The organism is Amycolatopsis sp. NPDC102389 (assembly GCF_044765885.1).
Classification (GTDB): Bacteria; Actinomycetota; Actinomycetes; order Mycobacteriales; family Pseudonocardiaceae; genus Amycolatopsis.
Map to the genome: position 1 here is coordinate 1 of NZ_JBIWKX010000075.1, position 20,767 is coordinate 20,767.

16 protein-coding genes and 1 tRNA gene are annotated in these 20,767 nt (G+C 68.9%); 14 read left to right on the plus strand and 3 right to left on the minus strand.

Annotated features, from left to right (window positions below):
- Window positions 1-147: 147 nt before the first annotated feature.
- Window positions 148-960 (minus strand): serine protease, encoded by an 813-nt coding sequence (locus ACIRGA_RS36500; protein WP_400950391.1) that lies wholly within the window; start codon window positions 958-960, stop codon window positions 148-150.
- Between the two features lie 269 nt (window positions 961-1,229).
- Here ACIRGA_RS36500 and topA point away from each other — a divergent pair, with 269 nt between their 5' ends.
- The 7 genes from topA to ACIRGA_RS36535 all read left to right on the plus strand — a co-directional run bounded on the left by topA (window position 1,230) and on the right by ACIRGA_RS36535 (window position 11,247).
- Window positions 1,230-4,139 carry a type I DNA topoisomerase gene (gene topA, locus ACIRGA_RS36505; RefSeq protein ID WP_400950394.1) on the plus strand — a complete coding sequence of 970 codons (2,910 nt, stop codon included), beginning with the start codon at window positions 1,230-1,232 and terminating at the stop codon, window positions 4,137-4,139.
- A 261-nt stretch (window positions 4,140-4,400) separates the two neighbouring features.
- Entirely contained in the window at window positions 4,401-5,192 is a 792-nt protein-coding gene (locus ACIRGA_RS36510) for an ESX secretion-associated protein EspG (protein WP_400950397.1), read from the plus strand.
- Entirely contained in the window at window positions 5,185-5,958 is a 774-nt protein-coding gene (locus ACIRGA_RS36515; RefSeq protein ID WP_400950400.1) for an ESX secretion-associated protein EspG, read from the plus strand. The genes ACIRGA_RS36510 and ACIRGA_RS36515 overlap by 8 nt, the downstream gene beginning before the upstream one ends.
- Window positions 5,959-5,989: 31 nt before the next feature.
- Window positions 5,990-7,213, plus strand: coding sequence for a hypothetical protein (locus tag ACIRGA_RS36520; RefSeq protein WP_400950402.1), 1,224 nt, complete (start codon window positions 5,990-5,992; stop codon window positions 7,211-7,213).
- 13 nt (window positions 7,214-7,226) lie between these two features.
- A complete protein-coding gene (locus tag ACIRGA_RS36525; RefSeq protein ID WP_400950405.1) occupies window positions 7,227-7,841 on the plus strand; it encodes a hypothetical protein in 615 nt (204 codons plus the stop codon).
- Between the two features lie 146 nt (window positions 7,842-7,987).
- Window positions 7,988-10,042: a bifunctional MFS transporter/dTMP kinase gene (locus tag ACIRGA_RS36530; protein WP_400950407.1), complete on the plus strand. Its 2,055-nt coding sequence runs from the start codon at window positions 7,988-7,990 to the stop codon at window positions 10,040-10,042.
- Window positions 10,039-11,247 carry a DNA polymerase III subunit delta' gene (locus ACIRGA_RS36535; protein ID WP_400950410.1) on the plus strand — a complete coding sequence of 403 codons (1,209 nt, stop codon included), beginning with the start codon at window positions 10,039-10,041 and terminating at the stop codon, window positions 11,245-11,247. The genes ACIRGA_RS36530 and ACIRGA_RS36535 overlap by 4 nt, the downstream gene beginning before the upstream one ends.
- A gap of 469 nt (window positions 11,248-11,716) precedes the next feature.
- Here ACIRGA_RS36535 and ACIRGA_RS36540 read toward each other — a convergent pair whose 3' ends face one another.
- Entirely contained in the window at window positions 11,717-13,426 is a 1,710-nt protein-coding gene (locus tag ACIRGA_RS36540; RefSeq protein WP_400950412.1) for a hypothetical protein, read from the minus strand.
- A gap of 141 nt (window positions 13,427-13,567) precedes the next feature.
- Between ACIRGA_RS36540 and ACIRGA_RS36545 the strand changes: the two genes are divergently transcribed.
- Window positions 13,568-13,641: transfer RNA gene (locus ACIRGA_RS36545), tRNA-Thr, on the plus strand.
- A gap of 94 nt (window positions 13,642-13,735) precedes the next feature.
- Here ACIRGA_RS36545 and ACIRGA_RS36550 read toward each other — a convergent pair.
- Window positions 13,736-14,362, minus strand: coding sequence for a TetR/AcrR family transcriptional regulator (locus tag ACIRGA_RS36550; protein WP_400950415.1), 627 nt, complete (start codon window positions 14,360-14,362; stop codon window positions 13,736-13,738).
- 44 nt (window positions 14,363-14,406) lie between these two features.
- Here ACIRGA_RS36550 and ACIRGA_RS36555 point away from each other — a divergent pair, with 44 nt between their 5' ends.
- From ACIRGA_RS36555 to ACIRGA_RS36580, 6 genes are all read left to right on the plus strand, one after another.
- Window positions 14,407-15,333, plus strand: a complete 927-nt coding sequence (locus ACIRGA_RS36555) for an alpha/beta hydrolase (protein ID WP_400950419.1) — start codon at window positions 14,407-14,409, stop codon at window positions 15,331-15,333.
- Window positions 15,330-16,145 (plus strand): SDR family NAD(P)-dependent oxidoreductase, encoded by an 816-nt coding sequence (locus ACIRGA_RS36560; protein WP_400950422.1) that lies wholly within the window; start codon window positions 15,330-15,332, stop codon window positions 16,143-16,145. The genes ACIRGA_RS36555 and ACIRGA_RS36560 overlap by 4 nt, the downstream gene beginning before the upstream one ends.
- A complete protein-coding gene (locus tag ACIRGA_RS36565) occupies window positions 16,145-17,074 on the plus strand; it encodes a hypothetical protein (RefSeq protein WP_063275577.1) in 930 nt (309 codons plus the stop codon). Before ACIRGA_RS36560 ends, ACIRGA_RS36565 begins: the two co-directional genes overlap by 1 nt.
- Complete coding sequence (locus ACIRGA_RS36570) at window positions 17,071-17,556, plus strand: FAD-dependent oxidoreductase (RefSeq protein WP_400950428.1); 486 nt, start codon at window positions 17,071-17,073, stop codon at window positions 17,554-17,556. Before ACIRGA_RS36565 ends, ACIRGA_RS36570 begins: the two co-directional genes overlap by 4 nt.
- Complete coding sequence (locus ACIRGA_RS36575; protein ID WP_400950431.1) at window positions 17,553-19,040, plus strand: flavin-containing monooxygenase; 1,488 nt, start codon at window positions 17,553-17,555, stop codon at window positions 19,038-19,040. Before ACIRGA_RS36570 ends, ACIRGA_RS36575 begins: the two co-directional genes overlap by 4 nt.
- Before the next feature lie 72 nt (window positions 19,041-19,112).
- Window positions 19,113-20,645 (plus strand): PstS family phosphate ABC transporter substrate-binding protein, encoded by a 1,533-nt coding sequence (locus ACIRGA_RS36580; protein WP_400950434.1) that lies wholly within the window; start codon window positions 19,113-19,115, stop codon window positions 20,643-20,645.
- Window positions 20,646-20,767 lie beyond the last annotated feature (122 nt).

The following is a 20,767-nucleotide window of genomic DNA, read 5'->3' on the forward strand; positions in this document are numbered from 1 at the left end:
CGCCCCCCCCGGCGCGCCCCGGGGGCGGGGGCGGGCGGCTGTTGGCGTCGGGTGGGGGGGGTGGGTGTTGGTTGTTGGATTCCTATAACACCACCCACCCCCCCCCCCCCCCCCCACTTGACTCAGGGCATGTGGTGAGTGGTGCTGTCAGGGTTTCGGCGCCCGGCAGTTCGGGTTCGCCAGGTCGAGTTCACTGTGTGAAAGGCAGGAGGTCAGCTGGTAGGTCTGCTCCCCGTAGTTGATGCCCTTCCGCACGGTCACGTTCCCGGCCGCGTCGACCTCGCACGGGTTGTTCATCGTGCACCGCTGGCCGCTTTCGTTGCCGGTGTTGTTGACGCCGACGACCTTCCCGGTCGAGGTCTCGATGATCGGCGACCCCGAGGTCCCGCCGATCGTCTTGCACGCCGAGGTGTACCTGATCGAGTCCTTCCAGACCCAGTCCGCCTCGTGCAGCTCGTGCACGAAGCCGTCGATGTTGCAGGAGTAGATCTTCTTCCAGTATCCCGAGACCACGTCCATCGCGACACCCGCCGACGGACGGGTCGGCGAGAGCGTCAGCGGGGCGATACCGTACGTCGACTTGATCTTGGCGTAGCTCGTGTTGAGCTGGTAGAGCGAGACGTCGGTGTCGGTCATCGTCGCGTACAGCAGCTTCTTCGCCTTGAGTGTGCCCAGCGACGAACGGCCGTCCTTGGACAGCAGGCTGAAGGTCCGTGACGACGGCCGATCGACGATTACTTCTCCGGGGTCCGGGAAACCTTCTTGCAGGCAATGTCCGTTGGACAGGACGAGGGCGGGGTCGTCGAGGCTCGCCTCGGGCGGTTTGACCACCGACCCGGAGCAGTTCGACAACGCCACCGTTCCGGCGAAGGTGGTCGTGGCCGCTTCCGCCTGGGCGGTTCCGACCAGGGCGGACGCGGTCAGCATGGCGAACAGTGTGCCGAGGAGTCGTCGGGTCACGTGGAGTCCTTTCGGGTCGGCGTGGACATCAAGTGAAGCGTTGGCGGCCACGGAGCCACCACCGTCGAACGGAGGGTGTTCACCCCGTCACGCGGGCCCCCGACGGGACGTGTCGGACATCACGTGCTAGGTCTTGAAAGGAAACATCGACGAGGTCAGCGGCGATGCGCTGGACACACGATCGGCGGCGTGTTGCGCCACCTAGCCGTGGTCCGGGCGGTGCGAGCGTGCACACTGACGGGTCGAGAGGCGGCGCGAAGGCGCCGAAGATGAGCGGAGAGCAGGACAGCGTGGCAGGAGCACGGACGAAGAAGACCGCGGCGTCGGACGACGGCGCGGGCCGTCGTCGGCTGGTGATCGTCGAGTCGCCGACCAAGGCCCGCAAGATCGCCCCGTACCTCGGCGGTAACTACGTCGTGGAGTCCTCCGTCGGACACATCCGCGACCTTCCCCGCGGCGCGGCCGACGTGCCCGCCCAGTACAAGGGCGAGTCGTGGGCGCGGCTGGGTGTCGACGTCGACAACGACTTCAAGGCGCTCTACGTCGTCACGCCGGACAAGAAGTCCAAGGTCACCGAGCTGAAGAGCCTGCTGAAGGACGTCGACGAGCTCTATCTCGCCACGGACCCCGACCGCGAGGGCGAGGCCATCGCGTGGCATCTGCTGGAGACCCTCAAGCCGAAGGTCCCGGTGCGCCGGATGGTCTTCCACGAGGTCACCGAGCAGGCGATCCGCGCCGCGGCCGACAGCACCCGTGAGCTCGACGGAGACCTCGTCGACGCGCAGGAGACCCGCCGCATCCTGGACCGGCTCTACGGCTACGAGGTTTCGCCCGTGCTGTGGAAGAAGGTCATGCCGAAGCTTTCGGCGGGCCGTGTGCAGTCCGTGGCGACCAGGATCGTGGTCGAGCGGGAGCGCGAGCGCATGCGCTTCACCTCGGCGTCGTACTGGGACATCTCGGCGACGATGGACGCCGGAGCCGACGCGTCCCCGCGCAACTTCCCGGCCAGGATGATCGCCGTCGACGGCGCGCGGCTGGCCACCGGCCGTGACTTCGGCTCGGACGGCCGGCTGAAGGCCTCGAACAACGAGATCCGCGTGCTGGCCGAGGCCGACGCCGTTCGGCTGGCCGAGGCGCTGAAGAACCGCGACTTCAAGGTCGCGAGCGTCGAGGAGAAGCCGTACACGCGCAAGCCGTACGCGCCCTTTATGACCTCGACCCTGCAGCAGGAGGCGGGCCGCAAGCTGCGGTTCACCTCCGAGCGCACCATGCGGATCGCGCAGAAGCTGTACGAGAACGGGTACATCACTTATATGCGTACCGACTCCACGACGCTGTCGGAGTCGGCGATCTCGGCGGCGCGCAGCCAGGCGACGCAGCTGTACGGCAAGGAATACGTCTCGCCGTCGCCGCGCCAGTACACCCGCAAGGTGAAGAACGCGCAGGAAGCCCACGAGGCGATCCGTCCCTCGGGCGAGGTCTTCCGCACTCCGGGCCAGGTCGCGAAGGATCTGGACACCGACGAGTACCGCCTTTACGAGATGATCTGGCAGCGCACGATCGCGTCGCAGATGGCGGACGCGAAGGGCACCACGATGTCGGTGCGCATCGTCGGCACCGCCACCAGCGGCGAAGAGGTCACGTTCGCCTCGTCGGGCCGCACGATCACCTTCGCCGGGTTCCTCAAGGCGTACGTCGAGGCCGTCGACACCGAGAGCGGTGGCGAGGCGGACGACAAGCAGAGCCGTCTGCCGCAGCTGACCAAGGACCAGGCGCTGACCGCGACCGAGCTGAGCCCGGACGGGCACACCACGTCGCCGCCCGCGCGCTACTCGGAGCCGAGCCTGGTCAGCAAGCTCGAAGAGCTGGGCATCGGCCGCCCGTCGACGTACGCGTCGATCATCAAGACCATCCAGGACCGCGGCTACGTGTGGAAGAAGGGTTCCGCGCTGGTGCCCTCCTGGGTCGCGTTCGCCGTGATCGGCCTGATGGAGCGGCATTTCGAGCGGCTGGTCGACTACGACTTCACCGCCGGCATGGAGGACGAGCTCGACCGCATCGCCGCGGGCGACGAGCACCGCACGCAGTGGCTGTCGAAGTTCTACTTCGGCGGCGACATGGGCGTCGACGGTTCCGTCGGACGGCTGGGTGGCTTGAAGAAATTGGTCGGCTCGGGCGTCGAAGACATCGACGCCCGCGAGATCAACTCGATCCCGCTGTTCAGCGACGCCGACGGCCACACCGTCGTCGTGCGTGTCGGCCGCTACGGCCCGTACCTCGAGCGTGAGGTGGACGGGACGTCGCAGCGGGCGAACCTGCCCGAGGACCTGCCGCCGGACGAGCTGACCCAGGAGATCGCGGAGAAACTCTTCGCGACGCCGCAGGAAGGCCGCGTACTCGGCAAGGACCCGGTCAGCGGGCACGAGATCGTGGCGAAGGAAGGCCGTTTCGGCCCGTACGTCACCGAGCTCCTTCCCGAGCCGGAGCCGCTGCCCGAAGGCGCGACGGCCGCGCAGAAGAAGGCCGCGAAGGCGAAGCAGCCGAAGCCGCGGACGGGCTCGCTGTTCAAGTCGATGTCGATCGAGACGATGACCCTCGAAGACGCGCTGAAGCTGCTTTCGCTGCCGCGCGTGGTCGGCAAGGACCCGGAATCCGGCGACGAGATCACCGCGCAGAACGGGCGCTACGGGCCGTACCTGAAGAAGGGCACGGACTCGCGTTCGCTCACGACCGAGGACCAGCTGTTCTCGATCACGCTCGAAGAGGCGCTGAAGATCTACTCGGAGCCGAAGCAGCGTGGACGGTCCGCGACCGCGAAGCCGCCGCTCAAGGAACTGGGCGACGACCCGGTGTCCGGCAAGCCGATGGTGGTCAAGGACGGCCGCTTCGGCCCGTACGTGACCGATGGCGAGTACAACGCGACGCTGCGGAAGTCGGACAGCATCGAGGAGCTGACCGCCGAGCGCGGCGCCGAACTGCTGGCGGAGAAGCGCGCGAAGGGCCCGGCGCCCAAGCGCAAGGCTCCGGCGCGGAAGCCGGCGGCGTCGAAGACGGCCACCAAGACGACCGCGGCCAAGAAGACCACCGCGACCAAGACCACGGCTACCAAGACCACGGCTACCAAGACCGCGGCGGCGAAGAAGCCCTCGACGCGTTCGACGGCCACGAAGACGAAGTAGCTCACTTAGCGCGCCATGAACGGTCCGTTCCTTGCGAATTTCGCAAAGAACGGGCCGTTCGTCGCATCCGGGTGACCGCTGGGGATCACCTTCGCCGACCGTGCTCCCGCCGTCCTGATCGACATCGCTCTCTTGATCATCTTCGAGGGGCGATGAGCCGGAAACCGCATGGCGTCCGGGGCGTCCGTCGACCGCTCACCGACCGCTCGCCGAACCACCTCACCCGTTCGAACAAAAGTTCTAAAAATTGTCGGTACCAGGGTGTTCAATGGTCAGGTGAGCACTTCAACGACCGCTGTCTTCGACGTCATCGACGAAGTCATCGCCCCGCTGGCAGCCGAGGTTCCGGAGCGTCCCTCGGTGATGGAGTTCTACGATCCGGAGCTCGCCGTGCCGCCGGTGCTGGCCGACGAGGAGCCGACTCCAGGGCTCACCCTGGCCGAGGAGGTGGAGCAGTACACCCGGTTCGTGAGCGGGATGGCGACCATCGGGCTGGCCCCCGGCGGTGAGGTCACGCCCGAGGCCGTCGGGCTGTATCGCGCGCTGCGCGGCGGGTTCATCCGCGGCGTGGTGACCGGGGTGTTCCCGTCGCGCGCGGAACCGTGGGAGGTCCGGTTCTTCGGCGACGACGACTACACCACGGTGCTGAACAAGCACGGCAGGCGAGCGCGGCTGCGGTCCGGTTTCCTCAGCGCGCTGCCGGGCTGGGTGTTCGACGGGCTGCCCGACCATCCGCCGGGCACCGGCGAGACCGTGCGCATCGAGACGGACGCGGGCGGGCTGATCCCGCTGCGGGCCCGCGAGGCCGTCGAGGTGATCCGTGAAGGCGCTTCGCGGCCGCGGCACGGCACGGTCCTCGTCGATCTCGCGGTGCGGAACTCCATCCTCGCCGAGTATCCGCACGGCGCGTTCGGCCTGGTGGACAACGACCTCGGCCGGTACCAGTTCAGCGCGGCGATGGACGGCGAGGGCCGTTGGACGCTCACCTGGGGCCCGGCCAGCCGGTCGACGGCCGAGCAGTGGATCGTGAAGGCGGTGCAGAACCATGCGTGAACCGGCGACCGTGAAGGAACTGATGAGCCGCGCCGCCGAGCCGGTGCTGCGCGTGGTGCCCGAGCGGCGGAGCGTGTATCTCGGCTACGACCCGGAGATCAGCGACGACGAGATCCGCCGTCTGTGCCCGTCCTACGACGAGCCGGCGGATCTCGTCACCCAGGCCGAGCGGTACGCGGCCAAGGCGGCGATGCTCGAAGAGGCCGGCCTGATGGAGAACGGCGAGATCCATCCGGCCGCGGCCCGGATGCACGGCGTGATGCTGCGCGGTTCGGTGCGAGGCGTCCTCACCGGCGTCTTCGCGTCCGCGCCCCGCTCGGTGCGCGTCGATTGCTACGGAGACGGGCAGCAAGCGGTCGTCTGGCGGATGCGGTCCGGGCGGCGGACCACGTTCAGCCTCAGCGATTTCGGCGAGCTGGGAGCCCGGGTCTTCGGCGGGCTTCCGCACGTCCCCGCCGGTGAGACCGAGCCGATGCGCATCAGGATCGACGAGCACGGCGTGCCGCTGCCCGGCCAAGAGGAAGAGGTCGGCCTGGTCGCCGACACGCTGAACCGTCCCCGGACCGGCACGGCGATCCTCGATCTCGTCGCCTTCGGCGGGCTGAACGCCGAGTACCCGGACTACGGCTTCGTGATCATCGACAACGATCTGGGGAGGTTCGTTTTGTACGCCGCCCCTTCCGAAGGGTGGCTGATGTTCGGTGGAATGGACCGCCGGGCACTGGCGGGCTGGCTGCACGAGGCGGTGGACTTGAGCCGGACGTAGCCGCTTCGAGCGACGAACGAGGGGGACGGGCATGGACTTGGACCGGCGCGCGGCCGACGCGTGGTTCCGGCGGCGAGGGCTGCCGATGGTCATCCACCGGCGGCGGCGTGGGGCGGGCATGTTGCGCCGGTCCACGCCCGGGCTGGTGTTCCTGTGCCTGCTCGACCTGCTGCTGGCCGCGTTGCTGAAGCTGCTCGACGTCCCGGAGGACGTGCTCGCGGCCCGGATGCGCGGCAGCGGCGTCGGCTACGTGCTCGGCGTGCTGGCGCTGACGTTCGCCGTGGTCGTGGTGCCGGTGATCGTCGGCAGGCTGATGGCGAAGCTGCTCCGCGTGGTGAGCCGCACCCGGGTCCGGTTGGCCATCATGGCGGCGACGATCGGCTTCTGGCTCTTCGTGCTGCCGCTCGGCGAGCGGCTCACCGGGCTGGTGTCGTGGGACGACCCGTTGTGGGTCGCCGTGCTCACCAACCTCGTCGCGCTGGCCGTGCTGATGCTGCTGGTCCGGATCGGCGTCGGTTCGATCCTGACCTGGGCGGCGCGGAGCGCGGTCGCCCAGGTCAGGGCCATCGGCATGCTCGCGTCGCGGGCGTTGCCGCTGCTCCTGCTGGTGGTGATGTTCAGCTTCTTCACCGCCGAGCTGTGGCAGGCCGTGGAGCGGCTGACCCCCGGCCGGTTGTGGCTGGTGGTCGGCTTCCTCGTCCTGATCGGCGCCGTGTTCCTGGCGTCGATGCTGTCCGACGAGATCAAGGAGCTGAAGTCCTGGACCGTGGAGCCCGGCGCGACCGTCCTGCGCGGCACGCCGTTCGACGACGACACCGGCCTCGAGCAGCGGCGGCGCGCGCTGACGAAGACCGAGCGGCTGAACATCGCCTTGGTGCTGTTCTTCGCCCAAGCGGTGCAGATCGTGGCGTTCGGGGTGCTGGTGTTCGCGTTCTTCGTCGTGTTCGGGGTGCTGATCCTCAGCCCGGAGGTCGTGACCGAGTTCGCCGGCCGTGAATCCGCGCCCGGGACACTGCTGGGTGTCCCCCTCCCGGTGAGTTCCGCGCTCGTCAACGTCTCCGTTTTCCTCGCCGTTTTCTCCGGTTTGTACTTCGCCGCTTCGACCGCGACGGACGCCCGTTACCGGCGTTCTTTCTTCGAACCTTTGCTGGAGGACGTGAAGATCAGCCTCGCGGCGCGTGACATTTATCTGGCCCATTGGGCGGATGTGCGGCGGGCCGAGGTGGTTACCCTGGAAGCAGAGGACATTCCGTAGTGAGGTGGTCACCATGAGCGGGAAGGGCGAAACCCCCTTCTTCGATGCCCCCGACTTCGTGAAAGGCGATGGCACTCAGGCAGATCCTCCGGGCGACAGGTTCGCCGATCCGCTGTCCGGGCTGGTCACGACCGGTACGACGGCCCCATCCGATCCGTCAGCGGAAGCCGACGAGGTCCACGTGCAGGTACCGGGACCGGTCCAGCACGACCCCGAAGTCGTGAGCAGGATGGTCAACGCGGCCATGCTCGCGGACGACCACCCCGCCGAAAGCCCGGGTGCCGAGCTGACCGCGGCTCCGTCGCCCACCAGGGTCGTCAGCACGGTCGGTGAGCAAGGCGCTGCGCCGATCGGGATCCTGCCCCAGCAGCGCACTTGGCCGTCGAGGCCGTCTCAGCTGATCCGTCAGCCCCGTCGGCTGAAGCAGGAAGAGCCGGTCGAGGTCGACGAAGAGGCCGAGGTCGAAGTACGGCGCGCCAAGCGGTCCATGCAGATGCCGAGGCTCGGCAAACCGTCGTCGAACACCGCCGGGGTGATGATCGCGATCGCCCTCATGATCGTCTTCGCGGTCCTCGCCATCCAGCTGCTGGCCAGCCTGTTCAACAGCATCGCGGGGATCTTCGGGTAACCCGTCCGGCGGATACCGCCGGACGGGGCCGTCGGTCCATACCTCACCCATCGGGATACCCTGGCCGTACGGTCGGGGTACCCGGTGTTGACCCGGGTCGCACCCTGGCGCCGCGTGACTAGTGGGGTGGGCGTATCAGCGAGGGCGTGCAGTCGGTGCCCGAGGCGGGCACGAGTGATCCGTCGGGACGTGACGCTTCCACCATGCACCGGGTGCGGCGGGTGCTGGCGATCAAGCCGTTCCGCCGGATCTGGGGTGTCTCGTACCTGTGCAGCGTCGCGGACTGGCTGAACCTCCTCACGCTGACCGGTCTGGTCACCAAACTGACCGACAACTACGCCGCGCAGAACTTCGCGTTCGTCGGGGTCGTGCTGACGTCGCTGCTGCCGGGGCTGCTGTTCGCCCCGCTCGGCGGGCTGCTCGCCGACCGCTTCGACCGGCGCAAGGTGATGGTGCTCTGCGACCTCGGCCGATGCGGTTTCCTGCTGTCGATCGCGTTCGTCGGCACGCCGTGGTGGGTGTTCGTCGGCAACTTCCTGGTCGGCTGCTGCTCGATGATGTGGATCCCGTCGAAGGACGCGGCGGTGCCGAACCTGCTGCGCCGTCCGGACCAGGTCGAGACGGCCAACCAGCTCGGCATGGTGATGACCTACGGCCTCGCGGTGATCACCGCGGCCGGGGCGAACGCCGTGCTCACCGGTAGCAACACCACGTTCCACTTCTTCCAGGGCGACGCGCAGCTCGGCATCGCCAAGGTCGCCGTCGTCATCACCGGCCTGCTGTATCTGACGAGCGCGATCGTGATCGCGACCCGGATCCCCGAGCTGTCGCTGCGCAACGTCCACGCGGTCGAGAAACCCAAGGTCAAGGCGGCCGACGAGGAGAAGTTCGGCTTCCGGCAGATGATCGCCGACGGCGCCCGTTTCGTGCGGACGACGCCGCTGGTGCGCGGGCTGATGATCGGTGCTTTCGGCGCGTTCGCCGCCGGTGGCGCGGTGATCGGCTCCGCCAAGCCGTACTCGTCCAGCCTGCTCGCCGGTGACGCGGCGTTCAACCTGCTCGTGCTCGCCGTCTTCCTCGGGCTCGCCACCGGGATGGCGGTGGCCCCGAAGCTCGCGCGGCGGCTCGCGCACGACCGGCTGTTCGGGATCTCGATCGTCGCCGCCGGCCTGTGCCTCATCGTGGTGGCGCTGTCGCCGCATCTCGCCGTTTCGCTGGTCGCGGTCGCCGCCGTCGGGGTCTGGGCGGGGACGGCGTTCCTGACCGGTGTCACGATCATCGGTTCGCGGATCGAGGACTCCATCCGCGGCCGGATCAACGCGATCTACCAGTCGCTGATGAAGATCGTGCTGTTCGGCTCGACGATCCTGGTCCCGGTGCTGATCAGCGCGGTCCGGACGACCGAGGTCGAGCTGTGGGGCGGCAAGATCACGATCGACGGCACGCGGCCGGTGATGATCGGCGGCGGTATCCTCGCGCTGCTCGCCGGGATCTTCGCGTACCGGCAGATGGACGACCGGCGGGCGGAGCCGATCCTCGCCGATCTCCGCAACGCCCTGCGCCGCAGCCCGCGCCGGGTGAACGGGCTGCTGATCGCGCTCGAGGGGACACGGGCGATCAACACCGAGACGCAGGCCGCGCGGCTGGCCGAATGGCTGCGCGCGGGGACGCGTCCGGTCGTGCTGGCCGCCGACCCGGCGCTGGACGATCAGCGGCTCGCGAAGCTCGTCTCCGGTGCTTCGCTGTCCGGTGCGCGGGCGCAGGCGCTGGCCGCCGCCGCGGTGCGGGCGGACATCGTCGAACGGGACATCCAGCCCGCGCTCGACGCCGGTTCCGTCGTGGTGATGGAACGGTTCGTGGACTCGCCGCTGGCGCATCTGTCCGCGGTCGCCGGGCTGGACAGCCAGGAACTCGAAGGGCTCGCCGACTGGGCGACCGGCAGGCTGCGGCCCGACATCACCATCCTGCTCGACGCCGATCCCGGCACGGTGATGCGGAAGTCGGAGTCGCTGGACGCGCAGTGGCGGGTGCAGCATCTGCTCACGGAGATGGCCGCCGCCGACCCGGACCGGTACGTCGTGGTCGACGCGGAAGGTACCGAGGACGAAGTGAGTGACCGGGTGCGGACCGCGATCCGCGCGGTGCTCGTCGGCAGGCTCGCCGGACTCGCTCCGGCCGAGGAAAAGGTCGAAGCGAGATGACGGAAGCCCCTGCGCTGATCGGTGTCTGGAAGCAGCTCGTCGGCCAGGAGCCCGCCGCGCGCACGCTTTCCACGGCGTCGACGGCGGCCGCGCGGATCATCGACAACCAGCCCGTCGCGCCCGGCGCGATGACCCACGCCTGGCTGGTCACCGGTCCGCCCGGTTCGGGACGCTCCACGGCCGCGAGGGTTTTCGCGGCGGCGTTGCAATGCAGCACCGGCACCGGCTGTGGTGAGTGCCCGGGCTGCCGCACCGTGATGGCCGGGACGCACGCGGACGTGAAGCTCGTCGTGCCGGAAGGCCTTTCGATCTCGGTCGCCGAAATGCGTTCGCTGGTGCAGGCCGCCGCCCGCCGCCCGACCACCGGGAAGTGGCAGGTGGTGATCATCGAGGACTCCGACAGGCTGACCGAAGGCGCGTCGAACGCGTTGCTGAAGGCCGTGGAGGAGCCGCCGGATCGCACGGTGTTCCTGTTGTGCGCGCCGTCGGATCACCCGGACGACGTGTCGGTGACGATCCGCTCGCGGTGCCGCCTGGTCACGTTGCGGACGCCGCCGCCCGAGGCGATCGCGCAGGTGCTCATGGAGCGGGACGGCATCGAGCCCGAGCGTGCGCGGTGGGCCGCGTCCGTCTCCAGTGGACATGTCGGCCGCGCGCGGCGGCTCGCCACCGACGAGGCGGCCCGGCAGCGGCGGGCGACCGTGCTGCGGATCCCGCTCGGCCTGCGTCGTCCGTCCGATGTGTTCACCTGCGCCGATCAGCTGATCAGCGCGGCGGAGGCCGACGCGGGCGAGGAGAGCAAGGTCCGCGACGAGGCCGAACGTTCCGAACTGCGCACCGCGATGGGCGGTGACGGCATCGGGAAGGGCGTCTCCGGAGCGAAACGGGCCGCCGAAGCCGCCGTGAAGCAGCTCGAAAAGCGCCAGAAGTCCCGCGCGACCCGGACCCAGCGGGACACCCTCGATCTCGCGCTGGTGGACCTGGCCGCGTTCTACCGGGACGTCCTCGTGACCGCGAGCGGCGCCGGCGCGACGCTGAACCACCCCGACCACGCCGCGGAAATCGCCCAGGCCGCCTCCGCCTGGGCGCCGGACTCGATCCTGCGCCGGCTCGAAGCCGTCCTGGAATGCCGCGAGGCCATCGACCTGAACGTGAAGCCGAGGATCGCCGTCGAAGCCATGGTCACCACCCTGCGACAGGGCTGATCCGCTTCGCTCGCTACCCCAGCCCCCGCCCTTCCCAGGGGGGCGTCCCCGAGTCCAGTCTACCGGGGGTGGAGGGGGAAAAGGGCTGGTAGCGGGAGTTGTCCACAGGTGGGGATGGTTGTGGACAAGTGCTGTGGGTAAGTGAAGGGGCCTCGGGTTCGGGCGGGTGCTGTGATGTCCCCAATGTGGCATTGGAGACGCTGAGCGTCCCCAATGCGCCATTGGGGACATCACGGGTGGTTGGGGGAAGTGAGCGAAGGCGGCCGAAGCCCCGCGAAGGTGGCGAAGCCCCGCGGGGGCACCGGGCGAAGGGTGAGCGAAGGTCATCCACAGTCGCAGGTAAGCGAAAGGGGCCCTCACCGCATCAAAGCGGTGAAGGCCCCTGACTACCGATAGGCGAGCGGTACGAACGGGCCTCTCACGCGGGGGCATGGCGTGAAAGGACCGTTCATCACCCTCCTCGCCCCGTCTAGTCCCGAGAGTCTTCAGCGTCCCGAGAGCGCGGCCGCGGCGAAGGCTTGAATCCCGGCGAGCCCGGCGAGTTCTTGGCGACCGGAACCACCGCGAGCCGACGCCGTCCCGGCATGGCGGCCACGAGAACGACACCGAGCAGCAGCATCGCGGTACCCGACCAGAACATCGGCACCGTGTCGTAGGCGGCGTTGGTGTACGCCAGGTTCTTGACCGGTCCCTTCGGCGCCGCGCCACCGTTGTTGCCCGCTGGCGGCGGAGTCACGGTGCCGCACTCGACACCGCCGGCCGGCGCGTACGCGCGGGCGATCTGCTCACCGAGCGAGACCTGGGCCAGCGACGAAGGCAGCTTCTTCGCGGCGTCTGGCGGCAGCGCCTTCTGCAGCGCCGTCGTCGGCAGGATCTGCAGGTCCAGCAGCCGTGCCGAGGCGCCCATCTGGAAGCCCTTGAACGGCGAGGTCATGTCGCTCGACTTCTGGTTCAGCCCGGCGATCGACAGCTTCAACACCCCGAGGTCGAGCGTGAGCCCGTTTCCGGCTTCGCCGCCGGGAAGCTGTTTGGTGGCACCGTCCAGCATCTCGGCGAGCCCGCCGACCACCGGCACGTTCTTCAGCTGCTCGAAGCCGGGGACCTGCTTGAGCGACGGCAGCGGGATCCCGATCGGGATGTCCTTGGTCGGGTTGTTCGCGTCGAGGGTGAACAGCACCTTGTCGCCGCGGACGATCTGCAGCACGGGCGCGGTGTACTCGACCTTCGACGTCTTCTTGTCGCCGGTCGAGGTGACCCGCAGCGTCGGCTGGCTGGCGACCTTGATCGTCAGGCCGAGCGGCGTGCCCTTCAGCAGTTCGATGTTGGCCGCCTGCAGGGTCGACGTCGATTCGACGGCCTTGTTCTTCGAGCCGGGGATGTCGACCAGCCGCACGACCGAGCGCGACGACAGCGTGTTCGGCAGGCTCAGCACGGCGCCCTTGCCGTCGGCGCTGGTGCTGTTCCCCGAAAGGAGACCGCCGAGGTTCGAAAGCGGGCCGGGAAGCGCCTTGAGACCGGCCGTGAGCTGCTCCGAAGCCTGGGTCAGCTGGTCGGCGCCCGGGATGTTCGGGATGGTCGGCAGCAGTGCGAGGTTCGCGATCGACGTGCTCGAGTCGGCGATCGTGCCGACGCACGGCCCGAGCGTCGGGCTCCAGCGCGCGTGCGCCTCACCGTTGAGCAGGCCGAGGTTGAACAGCGGGTTCTTCGGCGCGTTGAGGCCGCCGCTGATCGGCTTCGGGTTGTCCGGCAGCGCCGTCTGCACGAGGCTGCCCGGCGTCTGCGGCGCGTTGCCCGCGGCGGACAGGCCGAACGGCGAAGACTGCGCGATGGACTTTTCGTAGTTCAGGTAGGCCTCGGAGTTGGCCTGCGCGCTGGAAAGACCCATCCCGGCTTCGAGCGCCGACTGCTTCGGCAGCAGCTCGCCGGCTCCCGGCAGGATGGCGCTGGTCGGCACCGCGTTCGGCAGCAACCGGAGCACGCCGAGGGCCGCCCCCGCGTCACCCACCGCCTTGCCCAGCGGCTGCGGACCGATCGGCGCCGACATCGGCGGCTGCCCCGGATGCGCCGGATCGGGGATCGGCGTGGTCGGCATGGTCTGGGCGGTGGCCGGCGCCGCGGTCAGCAGAAGCAGGGCCGCGGCGGCCGGAAGTGCCAGCACACGGGGCAGTCGTTGCCGCATGAACAGGTCCTCCAGTGGGGGATGGGCCGATCTTGGGGGACTGAGACCGGCGTCATAGAACCCTAACGACGGTGGCCCCGGAAGGTGACGTTCAAGCCTCCGCTACACTTGTCCCCGTCATCGGGTGCGAGCCCGATGTCCGCCGCCTTAGCTCAGTCGGCCAGAGCGATTCACTCGTAATGAATAGGTCAGGGGTTCGATTCCCCTAGGCGGCTCCGCAGGTCAGGGCCCCATTCGGAACACTCCGGATGGGGCCCTGACGCATTTCGTCCCGGCGACGAGTCCGCGCCGAAAGTTCACCCGTTGGTGTCAGTCCTTGAGGAACATCCGCGATAGCGAAGTACCCACGCCCGTGAGGTGCTCGACGAGCGTGTCCGCGTCGGCGTCGAGCAGCCCGGAGCGCCACGCGAGCATGATCTCCACGAAGCCGCCGATGCCGAGCAGGACGTTGACGCGGAACTCCAGCCCGTCCACGTCCGGCTTCAGATGCGGCCGCGCCAGGTCGATCAGGAGGCCGGTGGTGTCCTGGACGGTCTGCCGCCGCAGTTGCTCCAGCACCGCGCTGCCCGCGTGGTCGCCGAACAGGATCTGCGCCCGCGCCGGCTCTTCCCGCACGTGGTGCACGACGACGTCGACGGCGGCGCGGAGCTGGTCCAGCGCCGGCTGCTCGATGTGGGCGGCGACGGCGTCGAGGACCATCCGCAGGGTTTCGTCGCGGACCTGTTCCCAGGCGGTGGCGAGCAGCGCGTCGCGGTTGGCGAAGCTCTCATAGAAGTACCGGTCGGTCAGGTTCGCCCGCGCACAGACGCCGCGCATGGTGACCGCCGCCCAGCCTTGTTCCTGCCAGATGTCCAACGCGGCGCCGAGCAGCGCGAGCCGTCGTTCGGCGCGGCGTTCGTCGGCGGTTTTGCCGCTGTAGCGGCGGGACGCGGTCACGTCTCCATCTTGACAGCAGGTGCCCTCAGATTCATTCTGAGGGCATGCGACCGCAGAATGGCCTGCGACCCGGTTTGGCCGCCGCGCTGACGTCCGCTTTCGTGCGGCCGATCGCCAACGCGATCCCGGCCAACCGGGCCGGCGTCGCCTTCTCCCGGGCCTTCATCGCGAGCGGTTTGTGGCTGGCTTCGCCACCGTTGAAGGGAAGCCGCGTCGAGCCCGGCATCCGGGGCGAATGGGTCCGCGCGCCCGAGGTGAGCGAGGGCAACGCCGTGGTCCTCTACATCCACGGCAGCGGTTACGCGCTCTGCTCGGCGCGCACGCATCGCGGGCTGACCACGCGGGTCTCCGAGGGCACCGGCCTCCCGGTCTTCGCCTGCGAGTACCGCCTCGCGCCCCGGCACCGCTTCCCGAACGCCGCCGACGACGTCCGCGCGGCCTACGAACGGCTTCTCGGGCAGGGGTACCGCCGGATCCTCGTCGCGGGCGACTCCGCGGGCGGGCATCTCGCGGTCGATCTCGCCGCCCAGCTGATCCGGGAACGAAAAGATCCGCCTGCCGCGCTGGCCCTCTTCTCGCCGCTGTTCGACGTGACGTTCTCGTTGGCCGCCCAGAGAGAACGCATGAGCCCGGACCCGATGATCTCCGCCGCCGCGGCGGCGCGGTTGGTCGGTCTGTACACAATGGACGCCGACGTCGCGTCGCCGCGGCTGCGCTTCGCCTTCGACGACATCAAGGGCTTCCCGCCGACGATCATCCAGGCGGGCGGCCGCGAAATGCTCGCCGCGGACGCCATCGAGCTGGCCAGGGCCCTGCGTCGCGCGGGCGCGGACTGCGAACTCGACGTGGTTCCCGGCCAGATGCACGTCTTCCAGGCCTTGACCCGCTTCATTCCCGAAGCGAGGCCGGCGATGGAGCGGGCTTGCCGGTTCCTCACCGAGAACCTTCCAGCGATCGTGAGGGCGGCATGACCAAGCGGACCCAGGGAGCACATGCCGTCGTCACCGGCGCGGGCAGCGGGATCGGGAGGGCGATCGCGGCCGAGCTCGTCCGGCGTGGCAGCCGTGTCGTCTGCGCCGATATCGACCTCGAAGCAGCCGAAGAAACCGCGAAAACACTCGAGAACGCGGTCGCCATCGCCTGTGACGTGTCCACTGTGGACGAGGTCACCGAGCTCGCGAACCAGGCTCGGTCATGGTTCGGCCGCGAGCCGGACCTCGTCGTCAACAACGCCGGGATCGGCGCGGGCGGCAGGCTCGTCGGGGAGAGCCCGCTGTCCGATTGGCAACGCACCCTCGGCGTGAACCTCTGGGGCGTGATCCACGGCTGCCACACCTTCGTCCCCGCCATGCGCGCGGCGAAGGCGGGCGGCGTCATCAACGTCGCGTCGGCCGCCGGGTTCACCGCCGCGCCGAGGATGGCCGCGTACAACGTGAGCAAGGCGGGCGTCGTCAGCCTTTCCGAAACCCTCTCCGCCGAACTGTCCGGCACCGGCGTCGCGGTCACCGTGCTGTGCCCGACCTTCGTGCGCACCAACATCTTCGGTGGCGAACTCATCGAAGACGGGGCCCGCGGGCTCGCCCAGCGGGTCTCCGACGTGGTCGGGTTCTCCGCCGAAAAAGTCGCGCGGATGACGCTCGACGCCCACGATCGCGGCCGCCTCTACGTCGTGCCGCAGCCCGACGCCCAGCTTCTCTGGCACGCCAAGCGGTTCGTGCCCGTCCCGTACACGCGGATCGCCGGTCTGCTCGGCCGGTTCCTGCCCGCCGAAAAGGAGAAGTGATGGCCTACGACTTCGCGGCGATGCTCCAGACCATCAAGGACAAGCAGTGGTCGCTGGCCGACATCGACTGGGACGCGCCCGGCGCCGAGACGATGACCGACGAGCTGCGCGCCAAGATGCGGCCGTTCATGGCCGATCTCGTGTGGATCGAGCACGTCGGCGCCCGCGGGTTCGCCTCGCTGGCCAAGAAGGCGCCGACCCCGGTGATCCAGGAGATCTACCGCTACTTCCACGCCGAGGAACAGAAGCACGCCAACGCGGAACTCGCGCTGATGAAGCGCTGGGGCATGCTCGACGAGCACGGTTCGATGCCCGAGCCGAACATCAACGTCAAGCTCGCCATCAAGGTCCTCGACGACTTCGGTGACACGTTGCCGTTGACGGCGCTCGCCACGCTCATCCCACTGCTGGAATGCGCGCTGGACGGCGCGCTGGTGAAGTTCCTGCTGGAAGAGGTCTCCGATCCGGTGTGCCACCAGGTGTTCCGGCATATCAACTCCGACGAGGCCCGGCACATCACGGCCGATTTCGAGGTGCTGGAACTGATCGGCGCCGGCTCCACGACCAAACTGCTCACCGAATCGATCGGTTCGCTCAAACCCCAGATCGTGCTCGGCCTGATCGTGGTGTTCGTCCCGCTGATCAACAAGATGCGGGACAACATCGTCGCGATGGGCCTGCCGGAGAAGAAGCTGTACAACGCGGTGAAGCGGTTCTCCACCATCGGCGGCCGCGGCGAGTTCACCAAACGTATCCCGGCGTACCACGTGCTCAAGGCGCAGGCGGCGATGATCGTCGACCGCTCGCACGTCTACCACCGGCTGCTCGCCGACCCGATGGTGAAGGTGACCCGCCTGATCCCCGCGCGGCTGCTGGGAAAGCCGCAGTCGTGGACCGAGGAGATCACCCACGAACCGGTCGCGTCATGAGCCTCGGCGACTTCCGGGGCGAGGTGCTGCGCGGCACCGAATGGTTCGGGCACGACTTCTCCGGGCAGCGGGTCGCCGTGGTCGCGCCCGGCCGTGAGGCGGCGCAGATCGTGCCCGAGGTGGCGGCCACCGCGCGTTCGGTGAAGGTGTTCCAGGAGGAACCGGACTGGGTGGTCCCGATGCCGGTGCCCGGGCCGAACGTCCTCGGCATCGCCGTCGCCCGGGTCTTCCTGCGCTGGCAAGTGAAAGACCCGTGGATCCGCAGGCTGCTGACGCCCGACCGCCGGTTCGGCTCGCGACGGACGGCGCCGGGTCTCGGCTACTACGGCGCGCTTCGGCGGCCCGGCTGCAAGCTCATCACCTGGCCGGTCTACGCCTTCGCGCCCGCGGGAATCCGTACCGCCGAAGGTATCGAGCACCAGGCCGACGTCGTCGTGCTCGGCGCGAGTTCGCTGTTCGCCAAGGAAGGACTTCCCGTATGACGCCGGACCACGAGATCGCGATCATCGGCGGGGGTTTCTCCGGGATCGGGGCCGCGATCCTGCTGCACCGCGCCGGTTTCGAAGATTTCCTGATGCTGGAGGAGGGCGACGGCGTCGGCGGCGCCTGGCATTGGAACACCTATCCGGGTGTCGCCGTCGACATCCCGTCGTTCAGCTACCAGTTCTCGTTCGAGCAGATCTCCGGCTGGTCGCGGGTCTACGCGCCCGGCCGCGAGCTGAAGGCGTACGCGGACTACTGCGTCGACAAGTACGACATCCGCCGCCGCACGCGCCTCGGCAGCAAGGTCGTCTCTGCTACCTTCGACGACGAAACGCACTTGTGGCGCCTCGAAACCGCCGAAGGCTGGTCGATGACGGCGCGGTTCGTCGTCGGCGCCACCGGCGTGCTCACCCAGCCGAAACCACCGGACATCGACGGGATCGGCGGGTTCCGCGGCACGGTCATGCACACCGCGCGCTGGGACCACGGCGTCGACCTGCGGGGCAAACGCGTCGCCGTCGTCGGGACCGGGGCCTCGGCCGTGCAGGTGATCCCGTCCATCGCGCCGGAGGCGGGCCATCTGACGGTGTTCCAGCGCACGCCGATCTGGTGCCTGCCCAAACCCGACGCCGTCCTGCCGCGGCCGGCGCGGCTCGCCTTGCGGCGGCTGCCGGGCGCGAAACTGGTGTCCCGGCTGGCCAGCCAGGCACTCGTCGAGGTGACCTTCCCGCTGGCCGCGCATTTCCACAATCTCCTGCCGACCGCCGGCGCGGGCGAACGGATCGGGCGCGCGCATCTGCGGCGCGCGGTCAAGGATCCCGTGACCCGCGAGAAGCTGACCCCGCGTTATGCCTTGGGCTGCAAGCGGCCGAGCTTCTCCAACGAGTACCTCCAGACGTTCGACCGGGACGACGTCACGCTGGAGACCACGAGCATCGACGCGATCACCGAGTCCGGGGTGCGCACCGTCGACGGCACCGAGCATCCGGTCGACGTCCTGGTGCTGGCGACCGGGTTCAAGGTGTTCGAGAAGGGCAACATGCCCGCCTTCACCGTGCGCGGATCCGGCGGCGCCGACCTGGAGAAGTTCTGGGAGGAGAACCGGTTCCAGGCCTATCAGGGGGTCAGCGTCCCCGGCTTCCCGAACCTGTTCACCATCCTCGGGCCCTACGGCTACAACGGTTCCTCGTATTTCAACCTGATCGAGACGCAGACCGCGCACATCATCCGCTGCCTGCGCAACGCGCGTAAGACCGGCGCGACCCGCGTGGAGGTCACGAACGAGGCCAACGACCGGTACTTCCGGAGCATGCTGGAGCGGCGCAAGCACCAGGTGTTCTTCCAGGACAGCTGTTCGCTGGCCAACAGCTACTACTTCGACGCGAACGGGGACGTGCCGTTCCGAGCCTCGCCCACGCTGGAAACCATGATGACGAGCCGGTTCTTCGACCTCGACGACTACGCCTTCGCGGACGGCCGGTGAACACTGGCTGAAGTCCGCCGTCCCCGGCCGTGACGGGCCTTAGGTTCGATTCCCCGAACCTGGAGGCTGGTCTTGGAAGGCTTTCCCTGGGACGTCCTGCTCGCGGTGGCCGGGATCGCCGTCCCGGCCGTCGCGTTCCTGTGGGAGTTCGCGCTCGTCGGCCGCAAACGGCTCGGCTACCGCGTGCAGATGGACACCCCGACGGCGTCCGGGCGCGGGTTCGCGCCGACGGCCGACGCGCTGGCGCAGCTTCAGCACGAGAACGGCGAGCGGCTCGTCGACCCGTCGTTCGTGTTGCTGCGCATCGAGAACAACGGCACCACCGACATCGACACCGACGACTACGCGGTCAACGAGAACGATCGCGTCGGCGTCCGCGTGAAGTTCCCGGGCCGCACCGTGGCAGGCATGGTGGTGACCGAGCTCAGCTCGCCGCATCTGCACGAATGCTTCGGCGACGACTCCGGTTTCGGCGCGCGCGACGAGAATCCCGAACGGCCCGCCGGCGTGATCGACCTGCCGAGGGTGCCGCTGAACCGCGGCGCGCACTACAAGATCCTCGCCGTGCTCGACCGCATCCCCAACGGCTCGCCCGACGATTTCGACGATCCTCAGGTCGTCGGCGAGATCAAGGGCGGCAGCCTCCGCGAGACCAAGAGCCGCACCGGGCCGACGAGGTCGGTGATCGCGCTCGTCTGCTTCCTCGTCGTGATCAGCATCTTCCAGCTGACCCGTTCGCTGGTCTTCGACGAGAAGCCGCCTCCGCTGGACTGCGCGGCCGGGAAGCTCACGGTCACCGGATCGACGGCGTTCGCGCCGGTGCTGAAGGAAGCGACGGCTTCGTACGCGAAGACGTGCCCGGGCGCGTCGTTCGTCTTCGACACCCGGGGGAGCGCGGAGGGGCTCGGCAGCCTGAACCAGGCCGGGAACGACGGCGTGCTGGCGTTCTCCGACGGCGCCAAGGGCGAGGGCTTCCCGCAACTGCTGCCGCGTCCGGTCGCGTTCTCACTGTTCACGCTCGTGATCAACAAGGAGGCGGGCGTCCAGGACCTTTCGCTCGCGCAGATCCGCGACGTCTACGACGGCAAGATCGCGAACTGGCGGGAGATCGGTGGCAAGGACCAGCCGGTCCGGCTCGTCGACCGGCATTCCGACTCCGGTACGCGGCGGACGTTCGAAGGCCAGATCCTGGCGGGTAAGCGGGAACCCGGCGACAACTCCGACGACTGCGTCAAACCGGCGCCGGGCGCCCAGCCGGGAGTGGTGAGGTGCGCGAAGCCGTCGACGAACGACGTTCTCGACGCGGTGTCGCGGGTGCCGGGCGCACTTGGCTACAGCGAACTGGGCGCCGCGACGAAACGCGAGGACGTGCTGCCGGTCCGGATCGACGGCCACCAGGCGACCCTGGAGGGCGCGATCCACGCGGCGTACCCGTTCTGGGAGACCGAGTACGCGTACACGTTCGGCGAGCCGAAGGCCGACTCGCTCGTCGCGAGCTTCCTGCGGTACCTGACCAATCAGGTCGGCAAGGACATCGTGCGGTCGCACGGGCACCGGCCGTGCGCCGAGCTGGCGAATCCGGTGCTGTGCCGTCCAGGCGCGTGAAGGCGATGGGGCGGGTTGGTGGTGTGTTGGGCATAGGGTGGTTAAAACCCAAGGCCCCACCACACCCCCAGACGCCGGAGGGGGCGGCCGCGGCGTGGTGTAGCACGGGGGGGGGGGGGAGG